Below are 14106 nucleotides of genomic sequence, written 5' to 3'. Positions count from 1 at the left end.
AGTATGCTGCGCGCCGCCGGTTCACATCGAACCAGTATTTTTCAGAGAGAATTTCTGCCGGAAACGGAAGGCCATGGGAGTGCCATGGGTGCGATGGAAACAGGGGTTCACGCTATGCGCAACGGCCATGCCGCGCACGGCTCACGCGACGCCGCGTGTGACGAAGCGCAGCGCGTGCCGCATGGCGCGGCGGCCCACGCGCATCCCATGCCCGAGGTGGCGGCGTTCGTCGCCCAGTTGAGGCAGGCATTCGGCGACGCGGTCATCGAAGAAGCCATCCATCGCGGCAAGGCCGGCGAGCCGGCCTTTTTCGCGGCGGAAAACGGTCGGACGGTCGGCACGCGGGCGCCGGCCTCCTCGCAGGCGTGGACGGTGAACGCCGCGGTACACGACCGGCATTACTGCCCAGGCTGCGACGGTTCGTGTGTGGGAACCGGCGCGCATTGCCGCCGCCCCTGAAGAGGCAACAACGGGCGCTACGGCTACACGGAGAAACAACGTGCGATTCATTCTGACCGGCGCGGTGCTGTGCGCCCTGCTGTTCGACTTCAGCTTGCCGGCGCTGGCCGGCGAGCACTATGTGGAGACGTGGAACCCGCCCGAAGCGCGGCAGCGCCCGCACAAGCCGGCGGCTGGCGCACGCAAGGCGCCGCGCCAGAAGCGCGCGCAGAACACCGACCACACCACGGCGCGCAAGGTCGCAGACCCAGCAGCCGCGGGCTCGGGCAGTGCCGCAGGGACCGGGAACGGAACAGGCGCAGGCCGTACGAAACGGCCGCTCGATCTCGATCACGACATCCCGCGCAAGATCGGGCCGGACGGAAACGTCATGCGGGTTTGAACCCGCAATGGCGCCGCGTCCACGTCGCGCTGCGCTACGGCTGCGCGCTCGCCACATAAAAAAAAGCTCCGGCGCCTTTCGGCGGCCGGAGCGCAGTCCCATGTCAAGGAGTGTCATCAAAAGAGGAGACGGCTTCATCGTAGCCAGTCTCCGCTCGCGTCCACAACCAATGCTTTCGCATATGCTTATCGCGACGCTCGCGGGCCTTCTCTCGCGCTCTCTCGTCCTTCTCTTCCCTCCCTGCCATCCCCCTGCCGCCTCATATCGTTAGAACGAAAAGTCGGTTCGCGCGGCTACCCTCGGTCACTAAGATGGCGGTTCAGGCTCAAGGCCTGCCTTGATTTCGGCTTCGTGCTTCCCCTGTCCGGCCCTCGCCGTCGCGTGTTCCCCACGCGCAGCGAGCGCACCGGCTTCCGCTAACGAAGGAGCATTGCGTTGACCCTTTTAGATTCTTCCCGCCAGCCGCTCATCGTGGGCATTGGCGGCACGACGCGCGCCGCGTCGTCCACGGAGCGCGCGCTCGGCTTTGCGCTGCGCGGCGCGGAAAGCGCCGGCGCACGCACACAACTCTTCGGTGGCGAGTTCCTGCACCGGTTGCCGCACTACGCGCCTGAAAGCGCCGAGCGCACGGACGAGCAGCGCGAACTGATCGAAGCCGTACGCGCCGCCGACGCGCTCGTGATCGCCACGCCCGGCTATCACGGCGGCGTCTCGGGCCTCGTGAAGAACGCGCTGGATACGCTCGAAGAACTGCGCAACGACGAACGGCCCTATCTCGACGGACGCGCCGTCGGCTGCATCGTGACGGCCTATGGCTGGCAGGCAGCAGGTTCGGTGCTGACCTCGCTGCGCTCCATCGTCCATGCGCTGCGCGGCTGGCCTACGCCGTTCGGCGCCGGCATCAACACGCTCGAGACGCGCTTCGACACGCCGCACACGTGCTCGGACCCGAAGGTGGTCGATCAGCTTGCGACAGTGGGCAAACAGGCCGCGCAATTCGCCCTCGCGTTCAACGCGGGGCGCGCCGAAGCAGAGGAAGAGGCGGTCGCATCGGCGGCGCATCGCAGTGCGCGGCTGCTGAGCCTTGCCGGTTGATCCCATGCCGCGGGCGACGGGCGGCGTCCTCTCGCTCGCCCATGCGCGCTCGCGCACGCGAACCAGGCGTTCATCCGCGTCTCTCCCGTCCCTCATGAGCGTTCCACGCCGCCGTTGATTTGCTTGCGAAGAAAGATTGGTTCCTCTGCCTCATGGCGTGCCGTAGGCTGTTCCCAAGCCATCCGATGAAGCAACCTTGCACGCGAGAACCATGAACCGGGCTATCCAATACAAGGGCTACGCGGTCACGCCAATTGCCCAGCGTCTGCCGAACGGCCTCTTCGCCGCCGGCCTCACCATCCAGCGCGTCGCCCTCGAACGTGTCGGCACGGCAATCGCCGCGGCCAACGAAAGCGACGCGCGCTCGTTCGACGCCCTCGACTACTTCTTCGACGAGGAACACGCCCTCGCCTATGCGTCCCGCTGGGGCCGCATGTGGATCGACAACCGCAAACGCGCACCGTAGCCGGAGCACCGCGCCGCGCATTGCCGCCGTCACGGCGCCGCTGCGAGGGGTGTGACAGAATAGGCGGCATTCCCGCCGCCTGCTCTCGCGCTCCATGTCCGATACCCTGTCGCATGTTGCAGAAGACCACGCCGACACGGCGTTCCGCCACTGGACGTTCGATACGCCCGGTCCCGTGCGCATCGGCTCCGGGGAACATCGGCGCATGTTCTGCCGGATGTTGCTCGACACCCACCACCCGTACAAGCCCGCCGTCATCGACTGGCCGCCGCTCGCGCCCGACGCGCTTGCGCGCCTCACGTCGCTGCCCATCTGGGACATGGCCGTGCAGACCGAGGGCCGCGCCTCGGTTCGCGTAAGGACCTACGCGGCCAGCATCCGCGAGCCGCTCCTCGCCGAAGCGCTCACGCTCGACGCCGCCGAGGAAGCCCGCCACAAGGTCGTGCTCTCGAAGCTCGTGCAGGCCTACGGCATCGCGCTCGCGCCCGAGCCCGACTACATCGAGCCACGCGACCCCGAATGGGCCTGGATGCTCACGGGCTACAGCGAGTGCATCGACAGCTTTTTCGCCTTCGGGCTCTTTCGCGCCGCGCGGGAATCGGGCTACTTTCCCGAGCCGCTCGTCGAAACCTTCGAGCCCGTGATCCAGGAAGAAGCGCGCCACATTCTCTTCTTCGTCAACTGGGCCGCCTGGTACCGCCGCAATCTGCCGTGGTGGCGGCGCCCGTGGCACGCGCTGCGCGTGGCCGCGATCTGGATCGCGCTGGTGCGCGAACGGCTTGCCATCGCGCGCGGCATCGACGCCGACGGCGGCGTGCACGACTCCAACTTTCTTGCAGCCAATCGCGGCACGCTCAACGCGACGCTCACGCCGAAGGCGCTCTTCGAAATGTGCCTCGAAGAAAACGAACGGCGCATGAGCGGCTACGACGCGAGGCTGCTGCGTCCTTCGGTGATGCCCGCCGTCGCGCGCTTCGCGCTGCGTTTTCTCAAACGATGACGGACCTGCCGAGGGAGCCCCGCCCATGACGTGGAGCGTCGACACACAACTCGCATTGACCGCGGTACAAGCTGTGCAAGCCATCCAGGCAGGCCACCTGAAGGCAACGGATTACGTCGCGACGCTGCTCGCGCGGGCGCAGGCACTCTCGAATCTCAATGCGCTGACCGAACTCGACGTGGAGGGCGCGCTGGCCGACGCCCGCCGCATCGATGCCATGACGCCCGAGGCGCGCGCCCTGCTGCCGCTCGCGGGCTTGCCTGTCGTCATCAAGGACAACATCAGTACGCGGCAGCTCTGCACGACGGCCGGCACGCCCGCGCTCGCCGGCTTCAAGGCCGCAGACGACGCGCCCTCGGCGAAGCGCCTCTTCGACGCGGGCGCCATCATGCTCGGCAAGGCCAACATGCACGAACTGGCGCTCGGCATTACCAGCACCAACCTGAGCCCGCACGCCGGCCCCGTGCGCAATCCGTACGACCCGGGCCTGATACCCGGCGGATCTTCGGGCGGCACCGCGGCCGCCATCGCTGCGCGCATCGTGCCGGCCGGGCTCGGCAGCGATACCGGCGGCTCCACGCGCATTCCGGCCGCGTTGACGGGCATCGCGGGCTTCCGGCCCTCGGTGGGCGACGGCGGGGCCGCACGCCGCTATCACGATCCGCAAGCCGTGGTGCCCATCTCGCACACGCGCGACACCGTGGGCCCGATGGCGCGCACCGTGGCCGACATCGCGCTACTCGACAGCGTCGTCACGGGCGACGCGACACTGCCCGACGTGTCGCTCGCAACGCTCAGAATCGGCCTGCCCGCGCCGCTGTGGGACGGCCTCGAACGCGCGCTGGAGACCACGGCGCGCGCCGCGCTCGCGCGGCTGGAAGCCGCTGGCGTGACGTTCGTGGAAGTGGACATGGCCGACCTGCTCACGCTCGACGAACGCACGGGCGGCCCCGTTGCGCTCCATGAAGCAGGCGACGACGTGCGCGACTGGCTCGTCGCCAACCACGCGCCCGTGCAAACCGTGGCCGCGCTCGCGGCCCGCATCGCGAGCCCGGACGTGCGCCGCGCCTACGACGCGATACTCGACGGCGGCTGGCGCGACGCGTACCACGAGGCGATTACCGTGTGGCGGCCGAAGCTCCAGCAGCACTATGCCGAGACCTTCGCAAATCACCGGCTCGACGCCCTGCTCTTTCCCACTACGATGCTCGCCGCCGTGCCGCTCGACGAAGTGAACGGCTCGTCGAGCGTCTCCATCGACGGCGGCCCGCCCCTGCACGAGATGAACACCTACCTGCGCAATACCGATCCCGCGAGCAACGCCGGCGTGCCCGGACTCTCGCTGCCGGCCGGCCTCACGTCCGCGAAACTGCCGGTGGGGCTGGAACTGGACGGACCGCTCGGCAGCGACCGCCGGTTGCTTGCCATCGGCATGGCGTTCGAACAGGTTCTCGGCCCACTGCCCGCGCCGGTGCTATGAGCCGCGCGCCCCTTGCCCGATACGCGCCGCGCGCGCAGAACTCGCGCGCCCTCCCGATCGCATTCGCCGCGCTGGCCACAGGCCTCGCCGTGCTGGCGAGCACGGCCTGCACGCACCTGGCGGCCGTCGATTCGAACGCGCTCTGGAAGATCGTAGGCGGCCAGTGCGTGCCGGCCGCGCAGGCGTCGCAACCGCCGGGGCCGTGCACGAAGGTGGATTTGCAGGCGCGCTACGCGCTGCTCAAGGACATCAACGGCGCCGCGCAATACCTGCTGATTCCGACCGATCGCGTGGCGGGCATCGAAAGCCCCGACATTCTCTACGCCGGCTCGCCCGAGTACTGGGCCGACGCATGGAACGCGCGGCACTACGTCGAAACGCGCGTGAAGCGCACGCTCGCCGCGGACCAGATCGGACTCGAAATCAACTCGGCCCACCGGCGGTCACAGAACCAGTTGCATATCCACATCGACTGCATGCGGCCCGACGTCACGCGCGCGCTCGCGACCCACCGAACCGATTCGCCGAATACCTGGCGCGAGATGACGCTGGACGGCAACCGCTACCGCGTGATGCGCGTGACGAGCCTGAAAGACGCGAGCAATCCGTTTCGCGTGGTGGCGCGCAGCCTGCCCGAGGGGCAGGCCATGGACACGCAGACGATCCTCGTGACCGGCGCGGGTTCGGGCGCGGATGCGACTGACGGGTGGATTGTGCTGAACAGCAGCCTGGATGGCGACGACGGGACGGGGACGGCGGAAGGGCTGCTCGATCATGCCTGCAAGGTGGCGAACACGGCAGGGTAACGGCTGTACAGCATGGATGGAACGGCGGCGCCGCCTTCCTCGAACAGCGGGAGCGATCCGAATGAAAAAAGCGCGTTGCTTCGAAAGGCCGGCGGTCCATCGCATTGGGCCATGGCGGCGCCCTACCCGCGTGCTGCCATGGCGCCGGCTGATGCTCGCGGCCGTGTTCATGGCGGGCAGTCACGCCGTCTGTGCGGGCGAGCTGGTTTCCGTGAAGAGCCGCGATGTCACTCAAAACGTCTACATCGATTCGACGTCGGCCTCGCCTGCCTGGATCGTCGTACTGTTCGCGGGCGCCGATGGCGCCGTCGCGCTCGCGGACAACGGACCGACCAGTATGCGGGGAAATTTCGTGGTGCGAACTGCGGCCTACTGGACGAAGGCCGGCGATGCCGCGGTCGTGTTCGACGCGCCATCGGACCACGCCGAAGGCATGGACGACGCATTCCGGTTGAGCGACGCGGCAAGCCAGGACGTTGCCGCCGTCGTCGGCGAGCTGAAAAGACGTTACCCCTCCGCGAAAGTTGCACTGGTCGGGACGAGCCGCGGGACCATTACGGTGGGCAACGTGCTGCTACGCCAACCGGACCTCGCGGACGCCTTCGTGCTGACGTCGCCGATTTCGGTCGCCGTTCGCGGCGAGCCGGGTTTGTCGGGCGTCGCGTGGCCTCGAAACAAGGCGCGCGTGCTGGTGGTATCGAACGAACACGACGGTTGTGTTGCCTCGCCGTTCAGCGCCGCGAAACGCATGGCCGCCGACAATAATTTCGATTTCATCGCCGTATCGAGCACCATGGGCGGAGGCAACAAGCGCGCAGAATGTGGCGCGCAATCGCCGCACGGATACCTGGGAATTGAAGCGAAGGTGCTCGAGGCTATCGATGGATGGCTGAATGGGCGTGGGGTGGAGTGAGGGGGTGTCGGGGCGGGGATGGTTTTTGTCGATCAGTTGGTGACACCCACTTGTCTGGTTGATGGGACGCTGGGGGGTGCGCTGTAGTTTGTTGGCGGCCGAGGCTGTGTGAAAGCTCCCGCCGAACGCACCGCCTGACAAACTCGGCTCGCCAGATCGCCGCATACGGACTTCGAAGCGGTTCGGGAGGGGTAAAGCGACACCCGAAAACCGGGTGCTTTCGCGTTTTCACACAGCCTCAGCCAGAAGCGGCCGTTCCGATCAGTTTGCCAACGTCCGCTAACGATGACTGAGCCGACTCACTCGCGGCGAGCTGCGTGATCAACCGATTCGAAGTATTAGCCCGCCGTAATGTAATCAGACACCTTGCCGTTGCCCAAGGGAACAGCTATGTTACGGTACAGAAATATACTCGAAACAGCGACGGAGCCAAGTGCAACTCATGACTCACAAAGCACTCCAGCAAGTCTTTCAACGTGTCGACTTGTCTAAAGACGATTCGGACTTCACTTACTTTTTCGACTTGCTCTTGGCAGCTGAAGCGCTGGCTAAGACTGTGACGCTTGGAATGGTATCCGCGATCTCAGAAGATAAGGAGCGCAATAAATACCGAGTTGAGCACGCTCTAGCCCGCGCCGACGGAATGGGCGACTGGGGGCGCGCAATTGAGGATGTACTCACGGGACTTGCTTCGCAGTATCTGGTGACAAGCGCCCATCCCGAGCAAAGTGAACTTACTAAACTTTGTCGCGAAGGTGACTGGCAATACCAAAGCGTATCGGCGATGAAATGCGCACTCGATGAATTAGGTATCGAGTCGGAAGATATGCCCGTTAAGTCAGACATGAAACGTTGGTTTCGCTTGCTCTCAACACTCCGAAACAAAACGCGGGCCCATGGCGCAACAAAATCATCTAGCGTCGGCCAATCTGCTGAATATCTAAGAAAAAGCTTGGAATCATTTTCAGAAAACTTTTCGTTGTTTAAACGTTCGTGGGCCTATCTTCATCGAAATCTATCCGGAAAATATAGGGTTTCTTCTATAGCTGGCGATCCTTCGCCGTTTGAGTATTTAAAGAAAGAATCCACGCACGTATTACAAAACGGCATCTACATTTACTGGGATTGCCCTCGACTTGTTTCACTAGCTGAAAGTGATCCGGAGTTGACAGATTTTTATTTTGCCAATGGAAGTTTTTCAGGAAAAAAATACGAATTATTATCTTATTTCACCGACAACAAGCGGTATGGTGACACGCAAGCATTTTCGATTCCGCCTGGGACCCTTCCAGCCAGCGAGACAGATGGGCGTTGGGAATTAATTCCACGTGGAAATTGCTTCTCTAATGCGCCTGAGTCACTTTCCGATTATATCGATCGCAATGAACTGGAGACAGAGCTTCTCTCGTTATTACTTGACGATAAGCGACCAATAATTACGCTCAGGGGTAGGGGGGGCATCGGAAAAACGTCACTTGCGCTTCGCGTACTGGAAGACATATATCTGGACCATCGTTATATGACGGTTGTATGGCTAAGCGCCCGAGACGTTGACTTGCATATGAGTGGGCCGAAACCGGTTCGACCGAATGTAGTTAGTCCCGAAGACATGAGCCGACTTTACGCGAGGCTTGTACTCTCCGAGGACACCAGAGCTACAAAAGGCTTCAATGCACGGCAGTTCCTAGAGGAGCAGCTGCAAAAGTGCGACTCCGGCCCCTGCCTATTTGTTTTTGATAATTTTGAGACCACACAAAATCCGTTGGAGGTATTTACCTGGATCGATACTTATATCAGATTGCCAAACAAAGCATTGCTGACAACCAGGCTTCGGGATTTCAAGGGCGATTACCCAGTCGATGTTAATGGCATGAATCGCGATGAATCGATTAAATTGATTAATCAAGCTTCCGTGCAACTTGGAGTAACTCGCCACCTAACGCCTTCTTATGTCGAAGATTTAATTACGCAGTCCGAAGGGCATCCGTATGTTATCAAAATTTTGCTGGGCGAGGTTGCCAAAACAGGTGTGGCCGGGAATATCCCAAGGCTTGTTGCGGGCAGCGACGAAATATTAACGGCCCTTTTCGAAAGGACGTACGCATCACTTACTCCCTGCGCGCAGCGTGCCTTTTTAACACTATCGGCGTGGAATTCTTTGGTTCCTCGACTTGCGCTAGAAGCTGTTTTAATACGCTCTACTGGAGAGCGGCAACAAGTCGAAAGTGGAATTGACGCGTTGCTTAATTATTCTTTAGTGGAAGCTCATATTGCACCCGCAGATAATCAGGAATTTCTTTCACTTCCACTTGTCGCCAGCATCTTTGGAAAGAAGAAGCTCAATATAAATCCTCAAAAACCATCCATCTTATCTGATTCGGAAATTCTGCAAATGCTAGGTCCGATTCGGCGGGATGGCATGCAATTGGGGCTTGCAAAACGAGTCGAACGTTTTGTGGCGGCAATTGCGAAGCGCTGCGAATCGGGCGATTCTTACGAAAATTACGAAACGATTATCGAGATGATCTGCCGAAATTATCCGGCGGGTTGGCTTCTACTAGCTCGTTGGCACTTAGAGCTAGGTTCAGAAGACGGTCTACAGAAAGCCAAATCAGAGTTGGTGCGCTTTTTAGAGAACGAGCCGGATGAGACTCACGTCGCTGACGCCTGGCGTACGTTAGCCTTCGTGTGTCATCGCCTGGGCGACACTTTGGGAGAGGTTCATGCGTTTGTTGAGCGTGCGCAGCTTTCAGAAGTTCCATTTTACGACGTTTCGAATACTGCGAATCGACTGAATCAATTTTTAAGAGATCGAGGATTGGAGATCGATACTTACGAAAAGCAAGCGCTCGCTCAGCGGCTCGCCATGGTAATGGAAAATCGACAAGAGGAGGCTGACGCAAACGATTTTTCTCGAATGGCGTGGCTCGCGATACACCAAGGCCTCGAAGGCGACGCCCAAAAATATACCTTGGCTGGCCTAGAAAAAGATCCTGAAAATTATCATTGTCGAAAGCTCGCGGGCCGCCTCGGCTTGTTAGATTAGGAACTCTCGCTTTCGAGGAGAGCTTGTGACGGCAATTCCGGCTTCGTACTTTTATAGCGAGCCCGCCACCCGACCGCTGGTCGTCCTGGTAAGCCGGGTAGCAAGCGAACCCCACGGACACGGCATCAGCCGAAACAGCACGATTTCAGTTCTTATTCAAGGCATTTTGAGATTGCTGGAATACCACTTATTTCGTGGGGCTTAACAGCCGTTTACGGACGCACAGAAAACCCGCGGACCGGCAGTGAGTAGTTGGCGATCGCTCACGAGCGGCCGCTTCACGTACGAACAGGGGACGCTCCCCGACGCAGCGTGATCGACCGCTCAGGGTCGAAAACGGCTCCGCCCCCCCCATTCATCGTGCCCCACCTCCCGTATAGTCTAAAAACCTCGCCCCACTAACACGAAGGCCCTATGACGCACCCATTGTCCAGCCTGCGCACCCTCGGGGCCCTTCTGAAAATCCGCAAATCGCGAACCGGCAGCGCCGACGCGGCCAGCCGCAGCAACCCAACCCCATCCGAGTCCACACCGCTCACCACACAAGACGCCCGCCGTGTCGTATCCACCAGCCGCTACGTGATGATGCACGTCACGGTGGACCCGCAGCACGCCACGCCCTTGCGCAAGGCGCTGATTCGCGACTGCTGCGATCAGCCCTGGACGCTGCGTCTCACGTCGCTGCACGCCACCGGCCGCGTGCGGCTGTCGCTGTATCTGCCGAAGTCCGCGGTGAGCGGCGCGATGTTGCGCGTCGCGCATCTCGCGCCGACGGCCGAAATCGGTCGGCTGCTCGAAATTCCGGCCGCGCCCACCGACGCCTGGCAGGACCTCGTCCACGGCGACGCGCGGGCGCGCGCCGAACCGGTCGCGGAGTCATCCGGCAGAGAATTCGCGCAAGCGGGCGCCACGCTCGCGCGGCTACTCTCGCCTGCGCGCGTGCTGCTTGATCTCGACATCGCCGATCGCGAAACGCTGTTCGCACGGCTCGGCGAACTGGCCGAACACAAGGCGGGGCTGCCCGCGGATACGGTCACGGCGGCGCTCGCCGCGCGTGAGGCAATGGGGTCCACCGGTCTGGGTCAGGGTGTGGCCGTACCGCATGGGCAGGTCAAAGGGTTGCGCGAAGCCGTGGCGCTCTACGCGCGGCTCGCCACGCCTATCGCGTTCGATGCGCCGGACGCGAAGCCCGTGCGCGACGTCGTGATGCTGCTCGTGCCCGAGTGGGCGACGAGCACGCATCTGCATCTGCTCGCTGACGTCGCGCAGCGCTTTTGCGATCAGCGCTTTCGGGCGCAGCTCCACGCGTGCGCCGACCCGACAGCGGTGTGCCGGCTCTTCGCCGGCGCATATGAACAACGGTCGGGAACGAAGCCCGCATCGACGTCGCCGCAAACCGAAACGAACGAACGCGGCAGCGCCGACGCATCGGCTCAGCGGGACGCAGCAGTGCTCGGCTCGCCGGTTGTCGTTCCGCTTCCACCCAACCGCCGCGGCAGCGACAGCAACAGCGGCGACCGCAGCGACGCCTGAACGCTGCGCGGCACGCGGCGTAAGCGCCGAATGTGTACAGCGCTTACGCCGTACGCCGCTTCACGTGTCCGACCATTGCTTCGGGCACGGTGGCAATCAGCGTATGAATGGCGAAGTCGAGATCGTCGGGCGAGATGTCGAGTTGCACGCGCACGCCGACACGCGTGCCGTCATGCACGGCTTGCGTATGCGCGACGTAGGCGCCCAGTGCAGAATGAAGCAGCGCCGCGAGTCGCTCGCGCGTCGACGCGGCGTTCGCGCAATCGAGCGTAACGGGCAGCAGGACGCGGGAAGAAGGAAACGGGATGACGTTGTTGCGCGGGGCGCGGGGTTCGTTGCGGTCTGCACCGCCGCCGAAAGCCCGGGCCGGTTGAATCGGAGCCATTGTGTTCTGCGAGGTTGCTCTGCCAGTGGATATGGCTCGAGCATAGTCTTCGTGGAGTAAACAAAACACAAAAATACCGCATCTGGCCGAAAAGAGTGGGCGAACGCGGCAATCGGGCACGGTGCAAACGTGCCCGTGAAACGGCGAGGTCGTGACTAGGCGCTCAGTTCGTTGAGCACGTTTAGCTCGGCAGGCGGCGCCATCAACCGCTCCACGTAGGTGCACGCGGACATGGGCCGGCTGAAGAAGTAGCCCTGCTGCTTGTCGCAGCCGATCGATCGGAGGAATAGCGCCTGTTCGCGCGTTTCCACGCCTTCGGCGGTCACGGTCATACCGAGCGAATGCGCCATCGCCACGACGGCGCTCGTGATGGCCACCGAATCGCGATGATCGGGCAGGCCGTTCACGAACGAACGGTCGATCTTGAGGTTGTGCAGCGGAAAGCGCTTCAGATACGAGAGCGACGAGTAGCCCGTGCCGAAGTCGTCCACGCTGATGTGCACGCCCATGTCCGTGAGCGCCTTCAGCATGGGCAGCACGGTCTCGCTGTCGCGCATCAACAGGCCTTCGGTAATTTCCAGTTCGAGCGCGCTGGGCGCGAGGCCCGTGCGCGTCAACGTCTGCGCGACGTGCTCGACGAGGCCGTCGTTGAACTGGCGCGGCGAGAGATTCACGGCCACCACGAGGTCCGGCGCGAGCGTGCGCCGCCATTCCGCAGCCTGCGCGCAGGCCCGTTCGATCACCCAGCGCCCCATCGGCACGATGAGCCCCGTGTCTTCGGCTACGGGGATGAATTCGGCCGGCGTCACCGCACCCAGTTCCGGATCGTTGAGCCGCAGCAGCGCCTCGGCGCCCGCAGTGCGACTGCATCGCCCGTCGACGATGGGTTGGTAGACGAGGCTCAAATCGCCCGCCGCCATCGCGCGCCGCAGTGCGCGCTCGATCGTGAAGCGGCGTTGCAGGTGCCGGTTCAACTGCTCCGTGAAGAACTGGAATTGATTGCGGCCATGCTGTTTCGCGTGATACATCGCGGCGTCGGCGTTGCGCATCAGCGTGGTCGCATCGCGGCCGTGTTCGGGATAGAGGCTGATACCGACGGAGGCGCCCAGGTAGTACTCGTTGCCCGCCACCGCGAAGGGCACGGCCACGGTGTCCACCACGCGGCGCGCGAGCCGCGCGAGCGACTCCGCGCCGCCGTGATCGGTCACGAGCATCACGAACTCGTCGCCGCCCACGCGCGCGAGCGTGTCCTCCGCGCGCGAGCATGCGGCAAGCCGCTGCGCAACGCTGCAGAGCAACGCGTCGCCCGCATCGTGGCCCGCGGTGTCGTTGACTTTCTTGAAGCCGTCCAGATCGATGAAGATCACCGCCGCGTGATCGGGCTGGGCGGCCTTCGTCGACGCGGCCAGTGAATCGGCCGCGCCTGCGGGATCGAACATCTCGCGCATGCGGTCGGCAAGATACGCGCGGTTGTAGAGCCCCGTGAGCGAGTCGCGCGTGGCGAGATACCGAAGCTGCTGCTGGGCCGCGCGCACGGGGCCGATGTCGTTGAACGAGATCAGCACCGCGCTGGGTTCGCTCTCGCCCGGCTTGATGATGGGCACGACGTTCTCGGTAATCCACACTGTGTCGCCGTCCGCGAGATCGAGCGAAAGCGTGAGGCCCAGAAGCGGCTTGCCGCTCGCGATCACCTGGCGCGTGGGCTGGTCCGCTTCCTCCAGCACGCTTCCGTCTTCGCGGCACGCGCGCAGGATGACGCTGTCGATCTGGCGTCCCACCAGATTGCCGCTTGCATGCAGCATGCGATGCGCGCTGGGATTGCAGGCAATGACCTCGCCGGCGGGCGTCTGCACCACGATGCCTTCGTTGAGATGGTTGACGACGAGCCGGTGGTATTCCTCGCTCTGCGCGAGCCGCTGCGCCATGGCGTCCTGATGGACGGCAAGGCCTACGCTGCTGCTGATGTCGCGCAGGATCGCCTCTTCCTGCGCAGTGGGCCCGCGCGGCGTGCGGTAGTAGACGCCGAATGCGCCCAGCACCTTGCCCGACTCGTCTTCGAAAGGCACGGACCAGCATGCGCGCAAACCATGCGGCAAGGCCAGTGCCTTGAACGGCGCCCACAGCGGATCGGTCGCGATGTCCTCGACGATCACCATGCGCCGCTCGAACATGGCCGTGCCGCACGACCCCACGTCGGGTCCGATGGCGAGCCCTTCGATCGCGTTGCTGTAGTCCTTCGGCAACGATGGCGCGGCACCCACCACGAGACGCCCTTCGGCGTCGAGCAGCAGGATCGAGCATCGCGCCTCGTGGCCGAGCAATGCCTCGGCGCGGCGGCACACCTCCTCGAGCAACGCCGGCAACGGCGTGTTGCGCGTGATGAGGCGCAACACCGTCTGCTCGGAGGCGAGCACTTCTTCGGCAAGAGCCGAACCGTAGCGGGCTTTGCCGGCCCCTGACCCCATGTCCTTGTCTGCGTTCATTGGACGCTTCATATTGGATGGCTCCCATGTCCATTAACGGCAGAATCCCGGCATGGTT

The 14106-nt window shown here is 63.2% G+C and carries 12 protein-coding genes; 10 read left to right on the top strand and 2 right to left on the bottom strand.

Annotated features, from left to right (window positions below; genetic code table 11):
• Nucleotides 1-3 precede the first annotated feature (3 nt).
• The 10 genes from U0042_RS29955 to U0042_RS07385 all read left to right on the top strand — a co-directional run bounded on the left by U0042_RS29955 (nt 4) and on the right by U0042_RS07385 (nt 11180).
• Nucleotides 4-459 carry a hypothetical protein gene (locus tag U0042_RS29955; RefSeq protein WP_419150500.1) on the top strand — a complete coding sequence of 152 codons (456 nt, stop codon included), beginning with the start codon at nt 4-6 and terminating at the stop codon, nt 457-459.
• Between the two features lie 40 nt (nt 460-499).
• Nucleotides 500-841, top strand: a complete 342-nt coding sequence (locus tag U0042_RS07425; RefSeq protein ID WP_232833663.1) for a hypothetical protein — start codon at nt 500-502, stop codon at nt 839-841.
• Between the two features lie 435 nt (nt 842-1276).
• Entirely contained in the window at nt 1277-1936 is a 660-nt protein-coding gene (locus U0042_RS07420) for an NADPH-dependent FMN reductase (protein ID WP_114815428.1), read from the top strand.
• Nucleotides 1937-2147: 211 nt separating this feature from the next.
• Nucleotides 2148-2402, top strand: a complete 255-nt coding sequence (locus U0042_RS07415; RefSeq protein WP_114815429.1) for a transcriptional regulator — start codon at nt 2148-2150, stop codon at nt 2400-2402.
• 94 nt (nt 2403-2496) lie between these two features.
• Nucleotides 2497-3402, top strand: a complete 906-nt coding sequence (locus U0042_RS07410; RefSeq protein WP_114815430.1) for a ferritin-like domain-containing protein — start codon at nt 2497-2499, stop codon at nt 3400-3402.
• A gap of 25 nt (nt 3403-3427) precedes the next feature.
• The gene (gene iaaH / locus U0042_RS07405; RefSeq protein WP_114815431.1) at nt 3428-4882 is read left to right on the top strand and encodes an indoleacetamide hydrolase; all 1455 of its coding nucleotides are present in this window, start codon (nt 3428-3430) and stop codon (nt 4880-4882) included.
• Nucleotides 4879-5688: a CDP-diacylglycerol diphosphatase gene (locus U0042_RS07400; RefSeq protein WP_114815432.1), complete on the top strand. Its 810-nt coding sequence runs from the start codon at nt 4879-4881 to the stop codon at nt 5686-5688. The genes iaaH and U0042_RS07400 overlap by 4 nt, the downstream gene beginning before the upstream one ends.
• Before the next feature lie 16 nt (nt 5689-5704).
• The gene (locus U0042_RS07395) at nt 5705-6601 is read left to right on the top strand and encodes a hypothetical protein (protein ID WP_327205044.1); all 897 of its coding nucleotides are present in this window, start codon (nt 5705-5707) and stop codon (nt 6599-6601) included.
• 442 nt (nt 6602-7043) lie between these two features.
• A complete protein-coding gene (locus U0042_RS07390; RefSeq protein ID WP_114815156.1) occupies nt 7044-9647 on the top strand; it encodes an NB-ARC domain-containing protein in 2604 nt (867 codons plus the stop codon).
• A gap of 414 nt (nt 9648-10061) precedes the next feature.
• On the top strand, nt 10062-11180 hold the full coding sequence (locus tag U0042_RS07385) for a PTS sugar transporter subunit IIA (protein ID WP_232833625.1): 1119 nt from the start codon (nt 10062-10064) through the stop codon (nt 11178-11180).
• 43 nt (nt 11181-11223) lie between these two features.
• Here the strand turns inward: U0042_RS07385 and U0042_RS07380 are convergent, their stop codons facing one another.
• Both U0042_RS07380 and U0042_RS07375 read right to left on the bottom strand, forming a co-directional pair.
• The gene (locus U0042_RS07380; RefSeq protein ID WP_114815157.1) at nt 11224-11565 is read right to left on the bottom strand and encodes a hypothetical protein; all 342 of its coding nucleotides are present in this window, start codon (nt 11563-11565) and stop codon (nt 11224-11226) included.
• A gap of 155 nt (nt 11566-11720) precedes the next feature.
• Complete coding sequence (locus U0042_RS07375) at nt 11721-14048, bottom strand: EAL domain-containing protein (protein ID WP_114815158.1); 2328 nt, start codon at nt 14046-14048, stop codon at nt 11721-11723.
• Nucleotides 14049-14106 lie beyond the last annotated feature (58 nt).

The organism is Paraburkholderia kururiensis, from assembly GCF_034424375.1.
Lineage (GTDB): Bacteria > Pseudomonadota > Gammaproteobacteria > Burkholderiales > Burkholderiaceae > Paraburkholderia > Paraburkholderia kururiensis_A.
The sequence above is the reverse complement of the archived record's forward strand: the minus strand, read 5'-3'. Positions and strand labels throughout refer to the sequence as shown.

Excerpts from the sequence above, each read along its gene's own strand:
- U0042_RS07400 (WP_114815432.1), top strand. The coding sequence starts at position 4,879 with ATGAGCCGCGCGCCCCTTGCCCGATACGCGCCGCGCGCGCAGAACTCG.
- U0042_RS07395 (WP_327205044.1), top strand. The coding sequence starts at position 5,705 with ATGGAACGGCGGCGCCGCCTTCCTCGAACAGCGGGAGCGATCCGAATG.
- iaaH (WP_114815431.1), top strand. The coding sequence starts at position 3,428 with ATGACGTGGAGCGTCGACACACAACTCGCATTGACCGCGGTACAAGCT.
- U0042_RS07385 (WP_232833625.1), top strand. The coding sequence starts at position 10,062 with ATGACGCACCCATTGTCCAGCCTGCGCACCCTCGGGGCCCTTCTGAAA.
- U0042_RS07380 (WP_114815157.1), bottom strand. The coding sequence starts at position 11,565 with ATGGCTCCGATTCAACCGGCCCGGGCTTTCGGCGGCGGTGCAGACCGC.
- U0042_RS29955 (WP_419150500.1), top strand. The coding sequence starts at position 4 with ATGCTGCGCGCCGCCGGTTCACATCGAACCAGTATTTTTCAGAGAGAA.
- U0042_RS07390 (WP_114815156.1), top strand. The coding sequence starts at position 7,044 with ATGACTCACAAAGCACTCCAGCAAGTCTTTCAACGTGTCGACTTGTCT.
- U0042_RS07415 (WP_114815429.1), top strand. The coding sequence starts at position 2,148 with ATGAACCGGGCTATCCAATACAAGGGCTACGCGGTCACGCCAATTGCC.
- U0042_RS07375 (WP_114815158.1), bottom strand. The coding sequence starts at position 14,048 with ATGAACGCAGACAAGGACATGGGGTCAGGGGCCGGCAAAGCCCGCTAC.
- U0042_RS07410 (WP_114815430.1), top strand. The coding sequence starts at position 2,497 with ATGTCCGATACCCTGTCGCATGTTGCAGAAGACCACGCCGACACGGCG.